19 protein-coding genes are annotated in these 21,129 nt (G+C 46.4%); 1 reads left to right on the plus strand and 18 read right to left on the minus strand.

Annotated elements, in window-relative coordinates; genetic code table 11:
* Nucleotides 1–13: 13 nt before the first annotated feature.
* The 8 genes from AC9UEY_RS02330 to AC9UEY_RS02365 all read right to left on the minus strand — a co-directional run bounded on the left by AC9UEY_RS02330 (nt 14) and on the right by AC9UEY_RS02365 (nt 9,193).
* On the minus strand, nt 14–1,306 hold the full coding sequence (locus tag AC9UEY_RS02330) for a thymidine phosphorylase (protein WP_509537268.1): 1,293 nt from the start codon (nt 1,304–1,306) through the stop codon (nt 14–16).
* Nucleotides 1,307–1,309: 3 nt separating this feature from the next.
* Nucleotides 1,310–1,711 carry a cytidine deaminase gene (locus tag AC9UEY_RS02335; RefSeq protein WP_509537221.1) on the minus strand — a complete coding sequence of 134 codons (402 nt, stop codon included), beginning with the start codon at nt 1,709–1,711 and terminating at the stop codon, nt 1,310–1,312.
* Nucleotides 1,708–2,943: an ABC transporter permease gene (locus tag AC9UEY_RS02340; protein ID WP_509537224.1), complete on the minus strand. Its 1,236-nt coding sequence runs from the start codon at nt 2,941–2,943 to the stop codon at nt 1,708–1,710. Before AC9UEY_RS02340 ends, AC9UEY_RS02335 begins: the two co-directional genes overlap by 4 nt.
* Nucleotides 2,940–4,043, minus strand: a complete 1,104-nt coding sequence (locus AC9UEY_RS02345; RefSeq protein WP_509537227.1) for an ABC transporter permease — start codon at nt 4,041–4,043, stop codon at nt 2,940–2,942. The genes AC9UEY_RS02340 and AC9UEY_RS02345 overlap by 4 nt, the downstream gene beginning before the upstream one ends.
* On the minus strand, nt 4,040–5,545 hold the full coding sequence (locus tag AC9UEY_RS02350) for an ABC transporter ATP-binding protein (RefSeq protein ID WP_509537230.1): 1,506 nt from the start codon (nt 5,543–5,545) through the stop codon (nt 4,040–4,042). The genes AC9UEY_RS02345 and AC9UEY_RS02350 overlap by 4 nt, the downstream gene beginning before the upstream one ends.
* 100 nt (nt 5,546–5,645) lie before the next feature.
* Nucleotides 5,646–6,698 carry a BMP family lipoprotein gene (locus AC9UEY_RS02355; protein WP_509537233.1) on the minus strand — a complete coding sequence of 351 codons (1,053 nt, stop codon included), beginning with the start codon at nt 6,696–6,698 and terminating at the stop codon, nt 5,646–5,648.
* 181 nt (nt 6,699–6,879) lie between these two features.
* The gene (gene trpS, locus AC9UEY_RS02360; RefSeq protein ID WP_509537236.1) at nt 6,880–7,878 is read right to left on the minus strand and encodes a tryptophan--tRNA ligase; all 999 of its coding nucleotides are present in this window, start codon (nt 7,876–7,878) and stop codon (nt 6,880–6,882) included.
* A 19-nt stretch (nt 7,879–7,897) separates the two neighbouring features.
* Complete coding sequence (locus tag AC9UEY_RS02365) at nt 7,898–9,193, minus strand: hemolysin family protein (RefSeq protein WP_509537239.1); 1,296 nt, start codon at nt 9,191–9,193, stop codon at nt 7,898–7,900.
* A gap of 154 nt (nt 9,194–9,347) precedes the next feature.
* Here AC9UEY_RS02365 and AC9UEY_RS02370 point away from each other — a divergent pair, with 154 nt between their 5' ends.
* Entirely contained in the window at nt 9,348–10,427 is a 1,080-nt protein-coding gene (locus AC9UEY_RS02370) for an ABC transporter ATP-binding protein (protein WP_509537242.1), read from the plus strand.
* 66 nt (nt 10,428–10,493) lie between these two features.
* Here AC9UEY_RS02370 and AC9UEY_RS02375 read toward each other — a convergent pair whose 3' ends face one another.
* The 10 genes from AC9UEY_RS02375 to AC9UEY_RS02420 form a co-directional block, all read right to left on the minus strand.
* Nucleotides 10,494–11,708, minus strand: coding sequence for an NADP-dependent isocitrate dehydrogenase (locus AC9UEY_RS02375; RefSeq protein WP_509537245.1), 1,215 nt, complete (start codon nt 11,706–11,708; stop codon nt 10,494–10,496).
* 14 nt (nt 11,709–11,722) lie between these two features.
* On the minus strand, nt 11,723–12,673 hold the full coding sequence (gene mdh, locus AC9UEY_RS02380; RefSeq protein WP_509537271.1) for a malate dehydrogenase: 951 nt from the start codon (nt 12,671–12,673) through the stop codon (nt 11,723–11,725).
* A gap of 38 nt (nt 12,674–12,711) precedes the next feature.
* Nucleotides 12,712–12,939, minus strand: coding sequence for a hypothetical protein (locus tag AC9UEY_RS02385; protein ID WP_509537248.1), 228 nt, complete (start codon nt 12,937–12,939; stop codon nt 12,712–12,714).
* On the minus strand, nt 12,930–13,769 hold the full coding sequence (locus AC9UEY_RS02390) for a bifunctional methylenetetrahydrofolate dehydrogenase/methenyltetrahydrofolate cyclohydrolase (protein ID WP_509537250.1): 840 nt from the start codon (nt 13,767–13,769) through the stop codon (nt 12,930–12,932). The genes AC9UEY_RS02385 and AC9UEY_RS02390 overlap by 10 nt, the downstream gene beginning before the upstream one ends.
* Nucleotides 13,770–13,786: 17 nt before the next feature.
* Entirely contained in the window at nt 13,787–15,325 is a 1,539-nt protein-coding gene (gene purH / locus AC9UEY_RS02395; RefSeq protein ID WP_509537252.1) for a bifunctional phosphoribosylaminoimidazolecarboxamide formyltransferase/IMP cyclohydrolase, read from the minus strand.
* Nucleotides 15,322–15,888 (minus strand): phosphoribosylglycinamide formyltransferase, encoded by a 567-nt coding sequence (gene purN, locus AC9UEY_RS02400; protein WP_509537254.1) that lies wholly within the window; start codon nt 15,886–15,888, stop codon nt 15,322–15,324. Before purN ends, purH begins: the two co-directional genes overlap by 4 nt.
* Nucleotides 15,885–16,964: a cell division protein PerM gene (locus tag AC9UEY_RS02405; RefSeq protein ID WP_509537257.1), complete on the minus strand. Its 1,080-nt coding sequence runs from the start codon at nt 16,962–16,964 to the stop codon at nt 15,885–15,887. The genes purN and AC9UEY_RS02405 overlap by 4 nt, the downstream gene beginning before the upstream one ends.
* 2 nt (nt 16,965–16,966) lie before the next feature.
* Entirely contained in the window at nt 16,967–17,848 is an 882-nt protein-coding gene (sucD, locus tag AC9UEY_RS02410) for a succinate--CoA ligase subunit alpha (protein WP_509537260.1), read from the minus strand.
* Nucleotides 17,848–19,011: an ADP-forming succinate--CoA ligase subunit beta gene (sucC, locus tag AC9UEY_RS02415; protein ID WP_509537263.1), complete on the minus strand. Its 1,164-nt coding sequence runs from the start codon at nt 19,009–19,011 to the stop codon at nt 17,848–17,850. The genes sucD and sucC overlap by 1 nt, the downstream gene beginning before the upstream one ends.
* Before the next feature lie 41 nt (nt 19,012–19,052).
* Nucleotides 19,053–21,129 (minus strand): 3'-5' exonuclease (locus AC9UEY_RS02420; RefSeq protein ID WP_509537266.1); only part of this gene is annotated, 2,077 nt, incomplete at its 5' end.

Below are 21,129 nucleotides of genomic sequence, written 5' to 3' on the forward strand. Positions count from 1 at the left end.
ACCCCTGTGCCCCTTAATCAACAATACGTTCAATAACTAACGGCAGACGATCAATGCCTCCGGCAGGTACTGCGCCAATACTCACAGAGTTCTCCAGCGACTCCAAAGCCCTGGCAAAGGCGGCTGGGGTGTCTGTGTGGAGCGTGTATAGGGGTGATCCAGCGCTCACAACATCTCCTGGCTTAGCGTGGATCTCAATGCCAGCACCTGCTTGGACCGCTTCGCCCTGACGAGAACGCCCCGCCCCTAAACGCCAGGCAGCCATTCCGACCTTCATTGCATCCATGGAAAGAATTATTCCGCTGCTGTGTGCAGTGACAACAGTATTTTCCTTTGCAACTGGAAGCTTTGCGTCAGGATCTCCGCCTTGTGCTGAAATCATCTGGCGCCACACATCCATTGCTTTTCCATTTTTCAATGCGGCTGCAGGGTCGGTACCCTTTATGCCGGCAATTTCTAACATTTCTTCTGCCAATAAAACAGTCAGTTCGACAATGTCAGATGGCCCACCACCTGCCAGAACTTCTACGGATTCACGAACTTCAAGTGCGTTACCAGCAGTTAATCCCAACGGAACATCCATCGCAGTTACCAAAGCCAAAGTTTTAACACCAGCGCGCTTTCCGAGTCCCACCATAACGTGGGCAAGTTCTTTTGCTTTCTCTGGATCACTCATAAATGCACCAGCACCCGTTTTAACATCTAACACCAGAGCACTTGTTCCTTCAGCAATTTTCTTACTCATGATTGAGGATGCAATCAGGGGAATCGCTTCCACAGTTGCTGTCACATCGCGCAATGCATACAACTTCTTATCTGCTGGAGCTAAACCAGCACCTGCTGCACAAATTACCGCGCCGCACTCTTGCAAAACTTTAAGCATCTCTTCATTAGATAATGAAGCGCGCCATCCTGGAATAGATTCCAACTTATCTAAAGTGCCACCTGTGTGGCCAAGTCCACGACCAGATAATTGTGGAACCGCTGCGCCACATGCTGCAACTAAAGGAGCAAGTGGCAATGTGATTTTGTCGCCAACGCCACCAGTTGAATGCTTATCAACCGTTGGGCGAGAGAGTGCTGACCACTCCATGCGTTCGCCGCTATTGATCATTGCATCGGTCCATCGCGAAATCTCACGATTTTCCATTCCGTTGAGCAGAATCGCCATAAGCAGGGCGGACATTTGCTCATCGGCAACTGCGCCTCTTGTGTAGGCATCGATTACCCAATCGATCTGTGGGTCAGTTAAAGAATGGTGATCACGCTTTGCCGCGATGATTTCAGCGGCTGAAAAGGCTTCCATCACTTATCGCTCGTTGCGGTCTAAGTCATCTGGGCCAAAAGCCCAGGGCAACATCGCAGACATTTTTTGTGGTCCATCATCTGTCATGAGTAACGCTTCAGGGCCACCATGCTCAAATAACAATTGGCGACAACGTCCACATGGAGCCAAGTAATTTCCTTGACCATCAACACAGACAACAGCGATTAATCGTCCACCACCGGTTGAAATCAGATTAGAAACTAATCCGCACTCAGCACAGAGTCCCACGCCATAACTTGCATTCTCAACGTTACAACCAGTTGCAATGCGACCATCACTGACAAGTGCTGCAACACCAACTGGAAACTTTGAATAAGGCGCATAAGCATTCTTCATTGCCCCGATAGCTTCCTTGTGGATTAGTTCCCAATTGATCTGAGTCATCGCAAACCACCACGGCGGTATGGCATTCCATCTGCCGCCGGCATTCGTAATCGCTGCGAAGCAAGAGACATAACGAGCAATGTCGCAATATATGGAGTCATTGTTACAAGCTGTCCTGGTAGTTCTTGAACTGCGAAGTAGAACCAGACTGATCCTGCAGCCATAACCGCACTAATCGATGCGCTAAGCATCTTTCCACGCTTAACATCTCGATAAACCAAATAACCAAGAATTGCAGCAATCAACAAGATAAGTGCATGGATTGATGCAGAATCTCGCAGCTGTAACGCATCTGCAAAACCAAATAATGCAGCACCTGCCAAGATCCCACCTGGTCGGTAGTTACCAAACAACAAAGCTGCAAGACCAATATACCCGCGGCCTGCTACCTGGTTTTCTTGGTAGTGATTAGCCGCAACGATCGCTAGGAAGCCACCACCAAGACCTGCAAGGCCACCTGAAATCAATACACCTGCATACTTCATGGCATAAACATTGACACCAAGAGATTCAGCTGCAATTGGTGCCTCGCCAGCACTGCGTAGACGTAATCCAAATGATGTCTTCCATAAAATAAAGAAAGACAATGGAATAAATAGAACAGCAATCAGGGTTACATAGGAAAGATCACCAGTTACTCCTCGAATAATTCCAACGAGATCTGAGATCAAAAACCAGTGTTTTTCAGCTATGGGAGTCAATACATCAGGGCTTTTCCAACCGAAGAAGTGCCCACCAGAAAGTACGGGTAACCCGTTACTTGAGATTGGCTCTACATCTGGAGATTGGGAAGGACCAGGCCATGAACCGCCTTGATAAAGAATTGTTGACAGGTAGCGAACTAGTCCTGCTGCAATGATGTTGATTGCAACACCTGACACAACATGGTCAACACCAAATGAAATTGTTGCTATTGCGTGCAATAGAGCACCAACTGCGCCAAAAACTACTGCTGCAATTAATCCAAACCATGGTCCATGCTTAGAGCCCACAAAACCGCCGGCCCAAGCACCCAGAATCATCATTCCTTCAAGACCAATATTGACGACTCCGGCACGTTCTGAGAACAAACCGCCAAGTCCTGCCAAAATAATTGGCACTGAGAGCAACAATGCAGCTGAAGCTGTACCAATGCTTGTTAAATCTGTTGCACCAGTAATCAGTCGAATAATTGAGATGAGCAATAATAAATACGTTGCATTCAAAAGTAACTTCGTGGCTTTAATCTTCACGCTGACGCCACCTTTGCCAGCTCTTTACTTTGCAAGGTCAATTTGAACCTACGCACCACTTCGTAAGCAATAACAGAGCTCAGCAAAATTGAACCCTGCATGATCACATAAGTTTCTGGAGCGATATCAATTAACTCCAGTGAACGTGAGCTCACTTCGAGGAAACCAAATAGCAGTGCGCTAATTGCCATGCCACCAGCTGAATTGCGACCAAGAAGTGCAACTGCAATAGCAGAGAAGCCAATACCTGATCGGAAGCCCATGTTGTATGCATGTGTCTCACCAAGTACTGCAGGTAAGCCAGATAATCCAGCGATCGCACCAGAGATTACCAATGCCACAACAATCATCTTCTTTGAATTAACACCACTAACGCGTGCTGCAATTGGGTTAGCACCCGATGCCCGAAGTTCGAAGCCAAATCGTGTGCGATTGACAACAAACCAAAAAATGAATCCAAGAGCGATGGCGATTACGAGCATTCCATTGACACTTCCGCCTGGTTGCTCAGGTACGCCCATCTTTGTCAGCAGAGGCACCAAATCAGGGAACCATGCAGAGTTTGGAAGCTCCTTGGTCGATAGGTTGTTTGAGCCCTCGGTGATCACAGCGAAGTACTTTGAGAACAAGAACGAGGTAACACCCACAGCCAAGCTGTTCAACATAATTGTTGAAATAACCTCATTAACACCACGCTTGACCTTGAGGTATGCAGCGATCGATGCCCAAAGTCCACCAATAGTCATTGCAACAATAAATACAGCAAGAACATGGAGTACCGGCGGCAAAGTAAACATCGCACCGATGTAAGCACTAAATAGGGCGCCTAAGCGAAGTTGACCTTCAACACCGATGTTAAACAAACCAGCTCGAAAGGTAACGGCAATTGCAATTGCTGCAATGTAATAAGGGGTGGCTTGGTTAAGCATCTCCATCAGAGAACCACCCTGCGTCCCAAACTCCCACATTGTCTTATACGCCAACATTGGAGATTTATTTGAAGCGACTACCGCAAGGCTTGAAACAACTATTGACACAACTGCGGCTGCAAGAGGTGCAGCAACTGCAAGTGCAATCTTTTGTGGAGACATTTTTTTCATGCCGCACCCGTCATCGCTGAGCCAAGTTGCTCAGGGGTAGTTTTTTGTGGATCAAGTTCAGCGGTAATTACACCGCGCAACATAACTAATAATCTATCTGACATTCCGATGAGCTCTTCAAGATCTGCAGAGATCAACACAATCGCCATGCCCTTTGTGCGTGCTTCTCGAAGAACTTCCCAAATCGCACCTTGTGCCCCAACATCAACACCACGTGTTGGATGCGATGCAACAAGGAGTGCAGGAGCTTTACTCATTTCTCGACCGACAATAAATTTCTGCTGATTTCCACCAGATAACGCAGCTGCAGCTGTCATTGGACCAGGGGCTCTCACATCAAACTCTTCCATGATGCGCTTTGTGTCCTCGATAGTTGCTTTCTTATCTAAAATATAACCGCGCATAACTGGCTTGCCACGTTGGTGACCCAATATGCGGTTCTCCCACAAGGGTGAATCCATCATTAGTGCTTGTCGTTGACGATCTTCTGGGATCAATCCAATACCTAGGTCGTGACGGTGCGCAACGCTCATGTGATCAATAGATGAGCCTTGAAAATCAATAGAACCGGTGTAATTGCGAAGCCCCATGATCGCTTCAACAAGTTCAGCCTGCCCATTTCCTTCAACACCGGCGATTCCAACAACCTCACCTGCATGCAAATTAAAACTGATGTGTGAGATCAAATCACGACTGCCAGTGGCGGTAGGGATCGAAACATCCTTTAGCTCTAATGTGACTTCAGATCGGCGAGTGTCTCCATGTGTTGTTGGCTGAGGTAGTTCGCTACCCACCATGAGCTCTGCCAATTGACGCGCTGTCACATCTTTAGATTTCACTTCGGCAACAGTTTCGCCAGCGCGCACAACGGTTACATCATCTGCAACACGCAAAACTTCATCAAGTTTGTGTGAGATGAAAATGACCGCCATGCCCTTTGCACGAAGGCCTTCGAGCGCTCCGAATAGATCATCAACCTCTTGTGGAACAAGAACAGCAGTTGGCTCGTCAAAAATTAAGATGTTTGCACCGCGATATAGCACCTTCAAAATTTCTACGCGCTGGCGTTGTCCAACGCCTAGCTCTTCTACCAAAATATCTGGATCCACATCAAGGCCATATGCCTTAGACATTTCAGCGACCTTGGCGCGAGCGGCTTTAAAATCAATTGTCACACCATGCTGTGGCTCTGCGCCAAGAATAATATTTTCAAGCACTGTGAAGTTGTCAGCCAACATGAAGTGCTGATGGACCATACCGATACCTAGTGCAATTGCATCGTTGGGGTTCTTTAAATTAACGGCTTTGCCATTAACCAAGATCTCGCCACTATCTGGATGCTGCATTCCGTACAGAATCTTCATTACTGTAGATTTTCCGGCTCCATTTTCCCCAACAAGAGCGTGGACCGTGCCTGTTTCAACCTTCATCGAAACATCTTTATTGGCTACTACGCCTGGAAAGCGCTTAGTAATGTGTCGCAGTTCAACTGCTACTGACACTTAAACTCTCCTTTGATTCAATTTATTCTGGGAAAAACATTTGGCCCAACAAGGAGATTAAACTCCATTGCTGGGCCAAACGCCACTTACTTAAGCGAGATTATGGCTTTGTTGGAACCTTGATCTTGCCTGACTTAATTGCAGCAGCAGCCTTATCGATCTGTGCCTTGTACTTGTTGATATATCCACCTGTGTATGAAACTCCAACACCGTCAAGTGAAAGGTTGTATACGCGACCGTAGATACCTGACTCATCGAGAACATCGTTCACAGATGAACCTGAAACAGATGTTGCAATAACATCGTAAACAGCACGGTCAACGCGCTTGATCATTGATGTAAGCATGTTCTTCTTCTCATCAGCTGAAGCTGTAAGGATCTGATCAGAGTCAACTCCGATAGTCCAAACCTTCTTGCCAGCCTTTGCAGCATCTGTTGCAGCTGCGAAGTTACCCGCACCTGATCCACCTGCTGCTGAGTAAATAACATCGGTACCCTTATCGATCATTCCCTTTGCAATAACCTTTGCCTTAGCTGGGTCATTGAAGCCAGAGAAATCAGGGAACTCAGTTACGTACTTAACATCAACTGATGCTGACTTCTTTGTTGCCTTAACACCAGCAACGAATCCAGCTTCAAACTTCTGTAGTAGTGGAATGCGAACTCCACCGATGTAACCGATCTTTCCTGACTTTGATGCAAGTGCTGCTGCAACGCCAGCAAGGTATGAACCCTGCTCTTCAGCGAATACAAGACCTGCAACGTTTAGAAGATCTACTGAAGCATCATCGATGATCGCAAACTGTGTGCTTGGGTAATCAGAGGCAACCTTTTTGATTGGTCCTGCATAGAGGAAACCAACAGCGATGATTGGGTTGTAACCAGCCTTAGCTAGCAAACGAAGCTTGTCTTCGCGCTCTGAGTCTGTTCCCTGTGTAACTGTTACTTCCTTAGCTGTAACGCCAAACTTCTTCTTTGCTGCATCTAGACCAGCTGCTGCTGAATCGTTGAATGACTTATCGCCACGTCCACCGATGTCATAAGCAAGGCCTACTTTTACCTTTGATGCTGCTGTTGCTGCAGGAGCAACAAATGCTGTCGCTGCCAATACAGATGCAGCAAGAACTGCTACAAGACGAAATACTTTCTTCAATTTTCCTCCAAGGATTCAAGGGGATGTTCAATACCTGCTTTTAAGGGCACATACTGAAGCTTTGTGTACTTGGGAGCCTATTACTTGAGCGTGATTAAGTTCAATAAGCCAGGCTCTGTTTTGGTCTCAGCGGTGTAACGTTTTGGAAAACTCTCAACTAGGGGTTGAGATACTGGCTCAATTACTTCACTAAACCCAGGTTTTTATAGGTGTTGTGAAGGGTTGAAGAGGCCACCACGCGGGCTTTGTCCGCACCTTCGTGCAGAAGATCTATCAGGTGCTTTTCATCCTCTAAAAGCTCCACAGCCTTTGCGCGGATTGGGCGGAAGTACTCAACTACTACCTCTGCAACTTCGCCTTTAAAGTCGCCATAACCCTTACCATCAAACTGTTTTTCAAGATCTGCAATAGATGTGCCTGAAAGTGATGAATGAATCGTCAACAAATTACTAATACCAGGCTTTTCTTTTTCATCAAATTTCACTTCACGACCAGCATCAGTTGCTGCACTCTTAATCTTTTTTGTATTGGCCTCTGGTGAGTCCATCAGTTCTAGAACTCCTGCGGCAGAACCAGATGATTTACTCATCTTTGCTGTTGGCTCTTGCAGATCATAAATCTTTGCGCCAGCTTTGAGAATGTGGCCCTCTGGCACTCTAAAGGTTTCACCAAATCGTGAATTAAAACGTGTAGCTAAATCACGGGTTAATTCAATGTGCTGACGTTGATCTTCACCGACTGGAACGTAATGTGCTTGATACAAAAGAATGTCTGCCGCTTGCAACATTGGATATGTAAATAGTCCAACGCGAGCTGTATCTGCTCCACCCTTTGCAGATTTATCTTTGAACTGAGTCATACGGCTTGCCTCGCCAAAGCCTGCAAGGCACTCCATGATCCAGCCCAATTGATTGTGCTCTGCAACATGGGACTGCACAAACAAGGTTGATTTTTCAGGTGAAATACCGAGTGCAATTAACTGCGCCGCAGATGCCAAGGTGCGCTTTTTAAATAGTGCTGGTTCGATCTCGCCAGTTAGGGCATGCAAATCCACGATGCAGTAAAAAGCATCATTGCCTTCTTGAAGCTCAACCCATTGTTTCAATGCACCTAAGTAATTGCCTAAGTGGAAGGAGTCACTTGTTGGCTGTATGCCTGATAGCACTCGCTTCTGTGTCATAGCTGTAATTCTTTCACACCTATGCAGATCGAGAGATCAATAACTGCCCAGCGCGTTTGCCTTCCATGGTTAACACCGTAATTCGGATGCCATTGACGTTAACAGCATCGTGCTCACGTGGGATTCGGCCTAGAAAGTGCATTACAAATCCACTTGCAGTCTCATAGGGACCTTCAGGGATATCTAGCTTTGTCTGCTCGATCAAGTCCTCGATAGAAATAAGGCCATCTACTTCGAAGTCTCCTGTGCGCTCTTCATGTGAAATCTCATCCTGATGAACGTCATATTCATCGCGAATATCTCCGATGAGTACTTCAACTAAGTCTTCCAAGGTGACGATTCCGTCAGTGCCACCGTACTCATCCAAAACAATTGCCAGATGCTGACCTTGCATACGCATTTCTGTCAGGGCAGGCAAAATACCTTTCGTGCCCGGCAAATACATAATGTTTCTTGCTAGCTCTACGATTTTTGTAGTCTTGCTAGCAAGTGATGTGTCCAGCAAATCGCGCACATGGATAAAACCAACTACTTCATCAGATGATCCACGTACAACCGGGTACCGAGAGTGTGCTTTATCAACGGCTAATTCAATAGCTTTACCAACGGTTAACGATGCATCCATAAAATCAACCTCAGTGCGGGGCACCATAACCTCATGCACCTGACGCTCTGAAGCGTTAAAGACTTCTTCAACGATGTCGCGCTCTTCTGCCGTTAACGCGGCATGACCAACTACAAGGTCAAGTAGCTCTTCTTCAGACATCTGGCTGCGTTGTTCTTTCGGATCAACACCAAATGCCCGCACAACAAAGTCGGTTGATTTGGACAAAAGCCAAATAATTGGACGGAAGATATTTGCAACAATATTGATGGTTCCAGCTGTTTTCATCGCAATTTCTTCAGCTCTAAAGAGTGCAACTCGCTTGGGAACTAGTTCACCAAAGACTAATGAGAAGTACGCGATCACCAATGTGACACCGAGTAGAGAAAGTGTTGTTGCCCAACCTGTGGCAAGACCTAAGGACTCAAGCCACGGAATCACATAATCGCCTAGTTGATCAGCACCTAGGGCTGCAGAGAGAAATCCGCTGACAGTCACGCCAATTTGAACAGCGGCCAATAAGCGGTTGGGGTGTTCGGCAAGGGCGGCAACGCGAGCGCCTCGTTTTCCACGGGTTGCAATTTGGCGGACTTGGCTATCTCGAAGAGAGATAAGAGCAATTTCAGCTGCAACGAAGAATGAGGCCAGGACAATCAGGCCAGCAATGGTTGCTAGGTCAATAAACAGTGAAGCCAACGAGGGAGGTTCCATTATGTGAGAAGTATACGATCTCACAGTCGGGGCGCGTGGCCTTATCTTCCCTTACCCAGCGTTTACGCGTAATCTTCCCCCGTTGGCCAACCGGCCATCACCTTCATCCTCGGACCGTCGGGCACGTACCTGCCCGGAGAAGGAGAGCAATCTCATGGCATCAGTAGTTTTTGATGGCGCATCACGTACCTACCCAGGAACAACAGCACCTGCAGTCGACAAGTTAAATCTCACCGTTAATGACGGAGAGTTTTTAGTTCTTGTTGGTCCATCAGGTTGCGGTAAGTCAACATCACTTCGTATGTTGGCTGGGCTTGAAGAAATTGATGGCGGCCGCATTTTAATTGGCGATCGCGACGTAACAAATGTTGCACCTAAAGATCGCGACATCGCGATGGTATTCCAGTCGTATGCACTGTATCCACACATGACAGTTGCGGAGAACATGGGATTTGCACTAAAGATCGCAGGAACTCCAAAGGAAGAACGCGATCGTCGTGTTCTAGAAGCAGCAAAGTTGCTTGACCTTGAGCCATACCTAGAGCGCAAGCCAAAAGCTCTTTCAGGTGGACAGCGTCAGCGCGTTGCAATGGGTCGCGCAATTGTTCGCGAGCCACAGGTTTTCCTTATGGATGAACCACTATCAAACCTTGATGCGAAGTTGCGTGTAGCAACTCGTACACAGATCGCTGCACTACAGCGTCGTCTAGGAATCACAACTGTTTATGTAACACACGACCAGGTTGAAGCTATGACTATGGGCGATCGCGTTGCAGTGTTGAAGGATGGCTTGCTCCAGCAAGTTGATACACCTCGTAATCTCTATGACAACCCAGTCAACGCTTTCGTTGCGGGCTTCATTGGATCCCCTGCTATGAACCTTCTTATCGCACCAGTTAGCGCTGGCAAGGCAATGCTTGGAGATCTAGCAATTGATGTTCCAGCATCTGCAGGATCATCTGTAACAGTTGGTGTTCGTCCAGAAGGCTTCACACCATCATCTAAGGGCTTCCATGTTCTTGTTGAAGTTGTTGAAGAACTAGGTTCAGATGCTTTCGTATACGGAAAGCCAGCTGATTCAACAGTTAAGTTTGCTAATGCATCAGATGAAGGCGCACAAGTAATTGTTCGCTGGGATCCAAAGAATCCTCCAAAGCCAGGTGACACAATTACTGTCGAGGCTGTTAAGGGATCTGTTCACTTGTTCAACTCAGCAACTGGTGAGCGTATTTAAATAGATCACATAAAAAACCCGCGGAAAGCCAATGGCTACCGCGGGTTTTTTACTGTTGTAAAGCTGTTATGCCATAGCCTTCTTGAGGTTCTCATCAATTGAATTCAAGAACTCCTGTGTTGTTTGGTACGGAGCAGTCTTTGAGATCAAAATAGCCAAATCTTTTGTCATCTTCCCTTGCTCCACTGTCTCTATACACACACGCTCTAAAGTTGCACAGAACTGTGCAAGCTCTGCGTTGTCATCAAGCTTTGCACGGTGTGCAAGTCCCTGAGTCCAAGCAAAGATGGATGCGATTGGATTTGTTGACGTTGCCTTACCTGCTTGGTGATCGCGATAGTGACGGGTCACAGTTCCGTGTGCAGCCTCTGACTCGCAGATCATTCCATCTGGTGTCATCAACACCGATGTCATCAAACCAAGTGAGCCATAGCCCTGTGCGACGGTGTCAGATTGAACATCGCCGTCGTAGTTCTTACATGCCCAGACATATCCACCCTCCATACGAAGTGACATAGCAACCATGTCATCAATCAAACGGTGCTCATACCAAATACCTGCTGCCACAAACTGCGCTCTAAACTCAGCCTGATAAATCACTTCAAAGATATCTTTAAAGCGACCGTCGTATGCCTTAAGGATTGTGTTCTTTGTTGAGAGATAAACAGGAAACTTGCGAAGAAGTCCGTAGTTAAGAGATGCACGGGCAAAGTCGCGAATTGAATCATCAACGTTATACATCGCCATTGCAATACCTGAAGATTCAAATTTGAAAACTTCAGTGTTAATTGGTGCAGAACCATCTTCTGGAACAAATGAAATTGTTAGCTTTCCTGGACCGGGGACCTTGAAATCTGTTGCGCGGTACTGATCACCAAATGCGTGACGGCCAATAACAATTGGCTTGGTCCAATGTGGGACCAAACGAGGAACGTTGCTAATGATGATTGGTTCGCGGAAGATTACTCCACCAAGAATGTTACGGATTGTTCCGTTAGGAGACTTCCACATCTTCTTAAGACCAAACTCTTCAACGCGTGCTTCATCTGGAGTAATCGTTGCGCACTTGATACCAACGCCATGCTTTTGAATTGCATGTGCTGAATCAATAGTTACCTGATCATCAGTGGCATCGCGGTGTTCCATACCTAAGTCGTAGTACTCGAGATTCACATCTAAGTAAGGCAGGATCAATGAATCCTTGATGAACTGCCACATAATGCGTGTCATTTCATCGCCGTCTAGCTCGACGACCGTGCCCGTTACTTTGATCTTGCTCATCGTTACTCCCCCACTTAAAGTGTTTGAACATCTGCTTGTTTTGCACGAACCGCTTCTGCTGCCTCTTTAAGGGCTGCAACCTCTGAATCAGTCAATGCTCCTTCAACAACTTTCTTGATACCGGTGCGACCGATCTGCGCTTCAACACCAAGATAGACACCAGAAATTCCGTACTCGCCATCAACCCATGCGCACACAGGCATTACTGCACCTGAGTCTTCAATAACAGCCTTTGCCATGCGAGCTGCTGCTGCAGATGGTGCGTAGTAGGCAGAACCAGTTTTAAGTAGTGCAACAACTTCTGCGCCACCATTGCGTGTACGATCAACAAGATCAGCAATTTCTGCTGGTGAAAGAAGTTCAGACAGTGGCTTGCCATCTACTGTACAACGGCTTGGAACTGGCACCATGGTGTCACCGTGTGAACCAAGGGTCAGAGTCTTTACAGATCCAACCTTTACGCCAAGTTTTTCTGCAACAAAGTTTGTGAAGCGCGCAGTATCCAACATTCCTGCCTGACCCATTACGCGATTCTTTGGAAAACCTGTTGCGATCTGAGCAAGTGCTGTCATCTCATCAAGTGGATTAGAAACCACGATGATGACCGCATTTGGTGAATGCTTTGCAATATTTTCTGCAACCCCGCGAACGATTCCCGCGTTAACACCGATCAAATCCATACGGCTCATGCCAGGCTTGCGAGGAAGTCCTGCAGTAATGACAACTACATCTGAATTAGATGTAGCTTCGTAGCCACCACCTTCAGCAGTTGTTGTTGCGCCAACAATCTTTGTTTCAAAACCTTCAATTGAACGAGATTGGTTCATGTCTAAAGCCAAACCTTCGGGCTTTCCTTCGACGATATCGGTTAAAACCACGGTATCGAAAACATCATATTCAGCTAAACGAAGAGCTGTTGTTGAACCATAGAAACCTGCACCGACTACTGTGACTTTGCCACCCATAGCGACTCCAATCATGCGTATTTGCGAATAGGTGAACTCTATCGTCCGCGAGGAAGTGCAATTGCCAGCGCAAAAAGGGCTACTGCGATAACAACAGGTAAATAAAACTCGATGCGGCGAAAATTACGAGATTTCAGTGCAATCCCCAAGGTGCCGGCTGCGATAAAGAGTGACCCACCTCGCACTATGCCGGAGGCCCCAAGAACTACCCCGATCAGGACGGCAACATAACTAATTATGGAAAGTATGCGGTTATTTAGCTGCACGCATCAACCACATTTGTCAGCAACATTGCACGAGTCATTGGACCAACTCCACCTGGCATTGGCGAAACATATGAAGCTTTTTCAAATACTCCAGGACACACATCTCCAACCAAACCTTCTACGGTGCGCGAGATGCCAACATCAATTATTACTGCGCCTTCCTTAATCATTTCTGCTTTTAAGAAGTGCGACTGTCCAATTGCTGCAATCACGATGTCAGCATTTTTTGTGTGCTTTGTTAAATCTTTTGTTCCTGTATGAGTCAAGGTAACTGTTGCATTCTCTTGCTTGCGAGATAGAAGTAGTCCAAGTGGGCGACCAACCGTTAAGCCACGTCCAATCACAGTTATTTCAGCACCCTTGGTTGAAATCTTGTAATGATCAAGCAACGCCACAATCGCACGTGGTGTGCATGGCAACGGTGCCTCATATCCTGCAACTAGACGACCAAGGTTAAGCGGATGCAAACCATCAGCATCTTTATCTGGATCAATTGACTCTAAAACTCTTTGGGTGTTTATTCCCTGTGGCAAAGGCAATTGCACGATATATCCAGTGCACTCCTTTGATGAATTCAAATCTGCAATTGCTGCCAACACATCTTTTTCAGTTGCACTCTCTGGCAAATCAACTCGAATTGAATTGATTCCAACCTCTTTGCAATCATGATGTTTTCCACCAACATAAGAAAGTGAACCAGGATCACTTCCCACTAAAACAGTTCCAAGTCCTGGTGTAATTCCCTTGGCTTTGAGTGCTACTACGCGGCTTGTCAATTCTGCTTTGATGGCTGATGCAAGTGCCTTGCCATCTAGGATCTGTGCGCTCATGGTTAAACCCTATCTATCTATGCGTGTGAAAAATGTCGGGTTCCGGTGAAGAACATCGCAATTCCGCCCATTTGCGCAGCAGCAATAACCTCTTCATCGCGCACACTTCCGCCAGGTTGGACTACAGCTGTTACTCCAGCATCAATCAAGATTTGTAGTCCATCAGCAAATGGGAAGAAAGCATCACTTGCAGCAACTGAACCCTTCACGCGATCACCTGCACGAGAAACAGCAAGACGAGCAGAATCAACGCGGTTGACCTGTCCCATTCCAATTCCAACAGAGGCGGTTAATTTGGCTAGCAAAATAGCGTTGCTCTTTACAGAACGAACACTTCTCCAGGCAAACTCAAGATCTTTCATAGTTTGCACATCTACTGGCTGACCGCTTACTTGAGTCCAATTGGCAGGAGAATCACCAGCTGCATCAATTAAATCAGTAGCTTGTAAAAGCACTCCTCCAGATACTGGGCGAAGTTCAAATGAATTAATCGATGTCACATCGCACTTTAAGATTCGAATTGAAGGCTTCTTCATAAGGAGTTCAAGTGCATCGGCATCAAAGTCAGGTGCAATTAAGACTTCGGTAAAGATTTTTGATAATGGTTCAGCCATTGCAAGATCTACTTTTCGGTTTGCAGCAACGACGCCACCAAAAGCTGATACCGGATCACATTCATGTGCGTGCTGATATGCAACAGCCACACCCAATTCACAGACCGCAACACCACATGGGTTTGCGTGCTTCATGATTGCAACGGCAGGGTCACGGTGATCTAACACTGCGCGCCATGCTGCATCTGCATCTGTGTAGTTATTAAAAGACATTTCCTTGCCGTGGAGTTGTTGCGCTCCAACTATGCCCGCAGACCCACCTGAATAAATCGCAGCAGATTGATGTGGATTCTCGCCATAGCGAAGCGAGTTTTCACGATGCCAGATATATCCAAACCACTCAGGCAAATTGTTGCCTTCTGATTGACCCAGCCATGTCGCAATCGCTAAATCGTATTCAGCCGTTGTTCGAAAAACTTCTAGAGCTAATTGGCGGCGCTCTGCCTCTGTGAATCCGCCAGCTTTGATTGCATCTAGCAACTGGTCGTATTGAGAAGTCTGGCAAATAACAGCCACAGAGCCATGGTTTTTAGCAGCTCCGCGAAGCATTGATGGACCGCCAATATCGATCTGTTCAATACTTTCTTCAAAGTTGGCACCCGATGCAATGGTTTCTGCAAATGGATACAAGTTAATAATAACTAAATCAAAAGGCTTGATATCTAACTCAGCAATTGCAGCTAAGTGCTCTGGATTATTTTGATCTGCCAAAATTCCACTATGAACACGTGGGTGAAGAGTCTTAACCCGTCCGCCCATAATTTCAGGAAAGCCTGTGTATGCACTTACTTCGGTTACAGCAATTCCTGCTTCAGCTAAATTTTTGGCCGTTGAACCAGTAGACAAAATTTCTATGCCCGCTGTACTTAACGTCTTACCAATTTCAATCAGGCGATCTTTGTCATAGACACTTACTAGTGCACGGCGAATAGGTTTTCTCATCGTGTAATAGTCTCCAGTGTCGGCGTGATCAAGGCGATGGTCGCAACTATGAGACCGCGTTCTACTTTCTTAATTCTCTCATGAAGTGTTGCTTCATCATCGCCGGGCACCACCGGAACTTCCATTTGGGTAATGATTGGCCCGGTGTCCACGCCTGCATCGACCCAATGAACCGTTGTGCCAGTCACGGTGACACCAGCAGCTAAAGCATCGCGGACAGCATGGGCTCCAGGAAAATCTGGAAGAAGTGCAGGGTGGCTATTGATTGTTGGAAACGTACTTACAAATTCGGCGGACAAAATTCGCATGAATCCAGCGCTAATGACTAAATCTGGTTGGTACTGATCTACCTGGTTAAACAATTGTGCATCCCAGGCCCCGCGATCGCCCTGTAGCTCAATAACTGAAGTATTGATATTGGCTTTCTTTGCTCGCTCTAAAACTTGTGCGTCTGCTCTATCTGAGACAACTGCCACGATTTGAATATCAAGTTCTTTAGCATCCAGGATCACTTGTGTCAGTGAGCCTGTTCCGGAAGCAAGTATTACTACACGCTTTCTCATGTGCGCTTAAACAATCGAGGTAAATAGAGGGCCAAAGCAGCACCTGCTATTAATTCTGCAGCTATTGCCAGCGTGAACTGCCATGGAGAAACACCAACTGCTGACATCGCATCTGTAATCAATGCTCCGCTTGCTGAGTATCCAACAAAGGCTGCAATAACAATTGCAACGATCAGGCTTTGTTGTAGGACCTTGAGGTTAAGAGCAACTGTCCAGCTGGCAAGGAGGGCACCAGCAAAGATTATGAATGCAATTCCGAGTAAGGCAATTGCTGATTTTCCTTCAGGAAGTGCTCCCAACAAAGGCATCGCCGGAATCTTGTTTAAGCGAAATGAAAGTGGTGAAACTAAAGTCCCTGATCCGACAGCAAAACCAACGCCTGAGAAATAGGCAAGGGTTGCAACGATTGCATTTGGAATATACAAAATATTAAGTAGCAAAAGAAGTAGTCCACCGAAGATGCCAGGCTGTAAAACTGTCGTTAGGTTCTTCACCATTGAAATATTCAGCAGCAAACACAGACCAAAGATTATTGAAGAGGCACCTAACAACAGAGCGATGATGCGGGAGCCGAAAAGAAATCCTTGACCGAGTGCAACTTTGCGCCCGACGGTAGCGCCAACCAAAAGCGAGAAGGGCAAAACGTAGAGAATTGCAAAGTACCAAACAGGCTTAATTGCATCAGTCTTTGAAAATAGTGAAGCAAGGAGTGCGGAGAGCGTATAGCCGGCTGCAAAGACTGCGCGAGCAGAACCAACTAAGGATGAATCATTATCTAGGCGTTCTATTGTGCGTGAGATGCCATTTCTAATTGCCAGGACAGGAAAAATCAGTGCGCCAAGTGGAAGGTAGGAAAGATAACCTTCTAAACCAGATGGTGGAAGAGCTAATGAAAAAGGAATCTGGTGCGCGCCGATCCAAATCCAGAGCGCTGCGCGCAAAGGATCTCCAGTATTTCCTGTTGCACTACCTGCTGTAGCCCAGGCAAGGAGTGCGATAAGAGATGTTGGAAGCAAGAGCCACGCAACGCTACGCAGGACTTGAGGCAATGCAGCTCCAAGTACCCGCGTCATCATTGTTATCGACCCAGTATTGCGCGTAACAAACGCGCGGTTTCACTCGGTGTTTGGCCGACTTTAACGCCAGCTGCTTCTAATGCATCTTTCTTACCTTGAGCAGTTCCTGAAGAACCAGAAACAATCGCACCTGCGTGACCCATTGTCTTGCCTTCTGGAGCGGTGAATCCTGCGACGTAACCAACAACTGGCTTTGTTACATACTGCGCAATAAATGCTGCAGCACGCTCTTCGGCATCTCCACCAATTTCACCGATCATAACAATCGCTGTTGTCTCTGGATCATCTTGGAATGCGCGCAAGCAATCAATGTGAGTTGTTCCAATAACAGGATCTCCACCGATACCTACTGCTGTACTAAATCCAATATCGCGTAGCTCATACATCATTTGATATGTGAGAGTTCCGGACTTTGACACTAATCCAATAGGACCTGCGCCAGTGATGTCTGCAGGAATAATTCCAACATTTGATTTCCCTGGGCTAATTAATCCTGGACAGTTAGGGCCAATAATTTGTGTTGTTCCCTTTGTCTGCGAATACGCATAGAAGCTTGCTGAGTCATGAACCGGAATACCTTCAGTAATCACAACTACTAATGGCATCGTTGCGTCAATTGCATCAATAACTGCAGCCTTTGCAAACTTAGGTGGCACGAAAACAACTGAAACATTTGCACCAGTTGCTGACATTGCTTCAGCAACAGTGTTGAAAACAGGAAGTTGATGGCCGTCGATATCGACAACCTGTCCACCCTTACCAGGTGTTACTCCGCCAACAATCTTTGTGCCAGAAGCCAACATACGACGGGTGTGCTTGGTTCCTTCTGAACCAGTCATTCCCTGAACAATTACTGTGCTTGCATCGTTAATAAAAATAGACATTACTTCGCCGCCAATTCTGCAGCGCGATTTGCTGCTCCATCCATCGTGTCTGCCTGCTCAACTAATGGATGCGCAGCTTTAGCCAAAATAGCTCTACCTTCAACAACATTGTTTCCATCTAGTCGAACAACAATTGGCTTTGTTGCCTTAGGACCAAGTAATTCAAGGGCCTGAACAATTCCACTTGCCACCGCATCACAGGATGTAATCCCGCCGAAAACGTTAACAAAAACGCTCTTTACATCAGCATCTCCCAAAATAATTGAGAGGCCATCGGCCATGATTTGTGCAGATGCTCCGCCACCAATATCTAAGAAGTTAGCTGGGCGGACTCCGCCATGCTTTTCTCCGGCATAGGCGACAACATCGAGTGTGCTCATAACAAGTCCTGCACCGTTACCGATAATTCCAACCTGTCCATCAAGCTTTACGTAGTTGAGTCCCTTTTCCTTTGCTACAGCCTCTAAAGGATTTTCTGCATCTTGGTCAACTAGGGACTGGTGATCTGGCTGACGAAAATCAGCGTTCTCATCAAGAGTTACCTTGCCATCTAGTGCAATAATTTTCCCATCATTTGTCTTAACCAATGGATTTACTTCCACAAGAGTTGCATCTTCACCCTGGAAAACATCCCACAGTTTAAGCAATACCTGTGCAACTTGATCTGCCACATCTGCAGGAAAGGCTGCTGCTGCAACAATTTCTTGCGCTTTAGCAAGTGAAATTCCATCAACTGCAGATACTGGAATCTTTGCAAGTTTTTCAGGTGCAGTACGTGCAACCTCTTCAATATCCATTCCACCTGAAACAGATGCCATTACGAGGAATGTTCGGTTTGAGCGGTCTAACAAAATCGACAGGTAATACTCGGCTTCGATTGGGGCTGCTGCTGCAATCATTACTGTGCGAACAGTGTGACCCTTGATATCCATTCCAAGGATTGCGCCAGCTTTTTCGCGAGCATCCTGTGGGTTCTCTGCAAGCTTTACTCCGCCTGCTTTTCCTCGTCCACCAACTTTGACCTGAGCCTTGACTACAACCTTGCCGCCAATTGTTGTTGCAGCTTTTTCTGCCTCATCTGCTGTTGTTGCAATTGCTGCAGCTAAAACAGGTACGCCATGTTTTTCAAAGATATCTCGGGCTTGGTATTCAAAGAGATCCACTGGGGCTCACAATCTATTGGCCGGCTATATACGGGGTAATCCTATAGTTTCTCAACAGGTGCATAACGCAGCAGTAATCGCTTCTCACCGTATTGGCCGAAGTTAATTGTCGCTTCGGCTTTGTCGCCAGCCCCAGCAACAGCTACAACCGTGCCTAATCCGAATGTGTCATGTGACACACGCTCACCAACTGCTAGCTCCATAGCGACACTCTTTTTACCTGTAGCTCGTGGTGGTGCAGTTGTAGCAGTACGAGTGCGTGTAACAAGTGAAGGTGAGGATGATGATCCCCCGTGATTTCGCCATTCAATTACATCTTCTGGAATCTCATCAAGAAAACGTGATGGTGGATTGTAATTAGGAGCTCCCCATGTTGAACGATATTCAGCTCGTGAAATATAAAGACGCTGACGTGCGCGAGTTAATCCAACATATGCAAGACGTCGTTCTTCTTCAATCTCATCTTTTTCACCAAGAGTTCGTGAGTGCGGGAAGATTCCATCTTCCATACCAGTAAGGAATACCGTTGGGAACTCAAGACCCTTAGCGGTGTGCAAAGTCATCATCGTGACAACTCCCCCATGATCTTCACCTTCTGGAATTTCATCTGCATCTGCTACTAATGAAACTTTTTCTAGAAACCCTGCCAGTGAAATTTCCTCATCTTCACCCAGCTCGTCAAATGGGCGCTCTTCATACTCCATAGAAACAGCAACAAGTTCCTTTAAGTTCTCCACGCGAACTTCATCTTGTGGATCGGTGCTATCTGCTAACTCCTTTAACAGCCCTGATTGTTCAAGCGCTGCTTCAACTATTACAGAAGGCTTTGTTTTTGCCTCTACTAATACCGCTAAGGCGCTAACCATCGATGTAAATTCATTAATTGCTTGAGCAGCACGGCTTGGAACAGATCTATTCTCGCTTACCCGTAATAAGCCTTGCCAGAAAGATATATCGTTGTTTCTGGCAAACTCATCTACGTAATCCAAAGATGTGTCACCGATGCCTCGCTTGGGCACATTGATGATTCGACGAAGAGAGATTTCATCTTCTAGATTGGCAAGAACACGCAAATAAGCCAGTAAGTCTTTTACTTCGCGACGTTCATAAAATCGCAGGCCTCCAACAACTTTATATGGCAAGGCGTTGCGCATGAATACTTCTTCAAAAACACGAGATTGGGCGTTGGTGCGGTAGAAAATCGCGGTATCCCCTGGAGTTGAAACCCCTTCACGTTGCAGAGATCTAATCTCATCTGCAATGAAGTTAGCCTCATCGTGTTCGCTTTCGGCAACATAACCTGTAAGAGGTGAACCTGCGCCAGCATCTGACCACAAGTTCTTCTCTTTACGGCTTTCATTTTTAGTAATAACCGCATTTGCCGCATTTAGAATATTTTGGGTAGAGCGATAATTTTGTTCAAGCAATACTGTGCGGGCATTTGGGTAATCAAGTTCAAACTGCAAAATATTGCGAATTGTGGCTCCTCGGAAGCCATAAATTGATTGATCAGCATCTCCCACCACGCATAACTCTGCGGGTGCTTGTCCTTCAAGTTCAGTTCCTACTAGCTCCTTGACCAAGATGTATTGGGCATGGTTTGTGTCCTGATACTCATCAACTAGAACATGGTGGAAGCGTGATCTAAAGCGAGCCTTTGCTTCTGGATAGCGTTGCAGTACCTCGACAGTTTTTAGAATCAAATCATCAAAATCCATTGCATTAGCGCGGATTAATCTCTGCTGATACACCGCATAAACATCGGCAACTATCTGCTCAAAGGGATTGCTGGCTGCATTTAAGTAATCCTGGGGCCCCAGCAATTCATTTTTGGCGTTTGAGATCATGGATTGAAATTGGCGGGCGGGATATCGCTTTGCATCCAGATTTAACTCTTTGGCAACAATAGTGATGAGTCTTTGTGAATCGGCAGAGTCATAAATACTAAAAGAGTTGCTATATCCAAGGCGGGTTGCCTCTTGGCGCAAGATGCGAACACATGCTGAGTGAAAAGTTGAGACCCACATAGATTTGGCAATCGGGCCGACTAGATCTGCAACTCTCTCCTTCATTTCACCCGCTGCTTTGTTTGTGAAGGTAATTGCCAAGATTTGATAT

This window comes from Candidatus Planktophila sp. (assembly GCF_040402275.1).
Taxonomy (GTDB): domain Bacteria; phylum Actinomycetota; class Actinomycetes; order Nanopelagicales; family Nanopelagicaceae; genus Planktophila.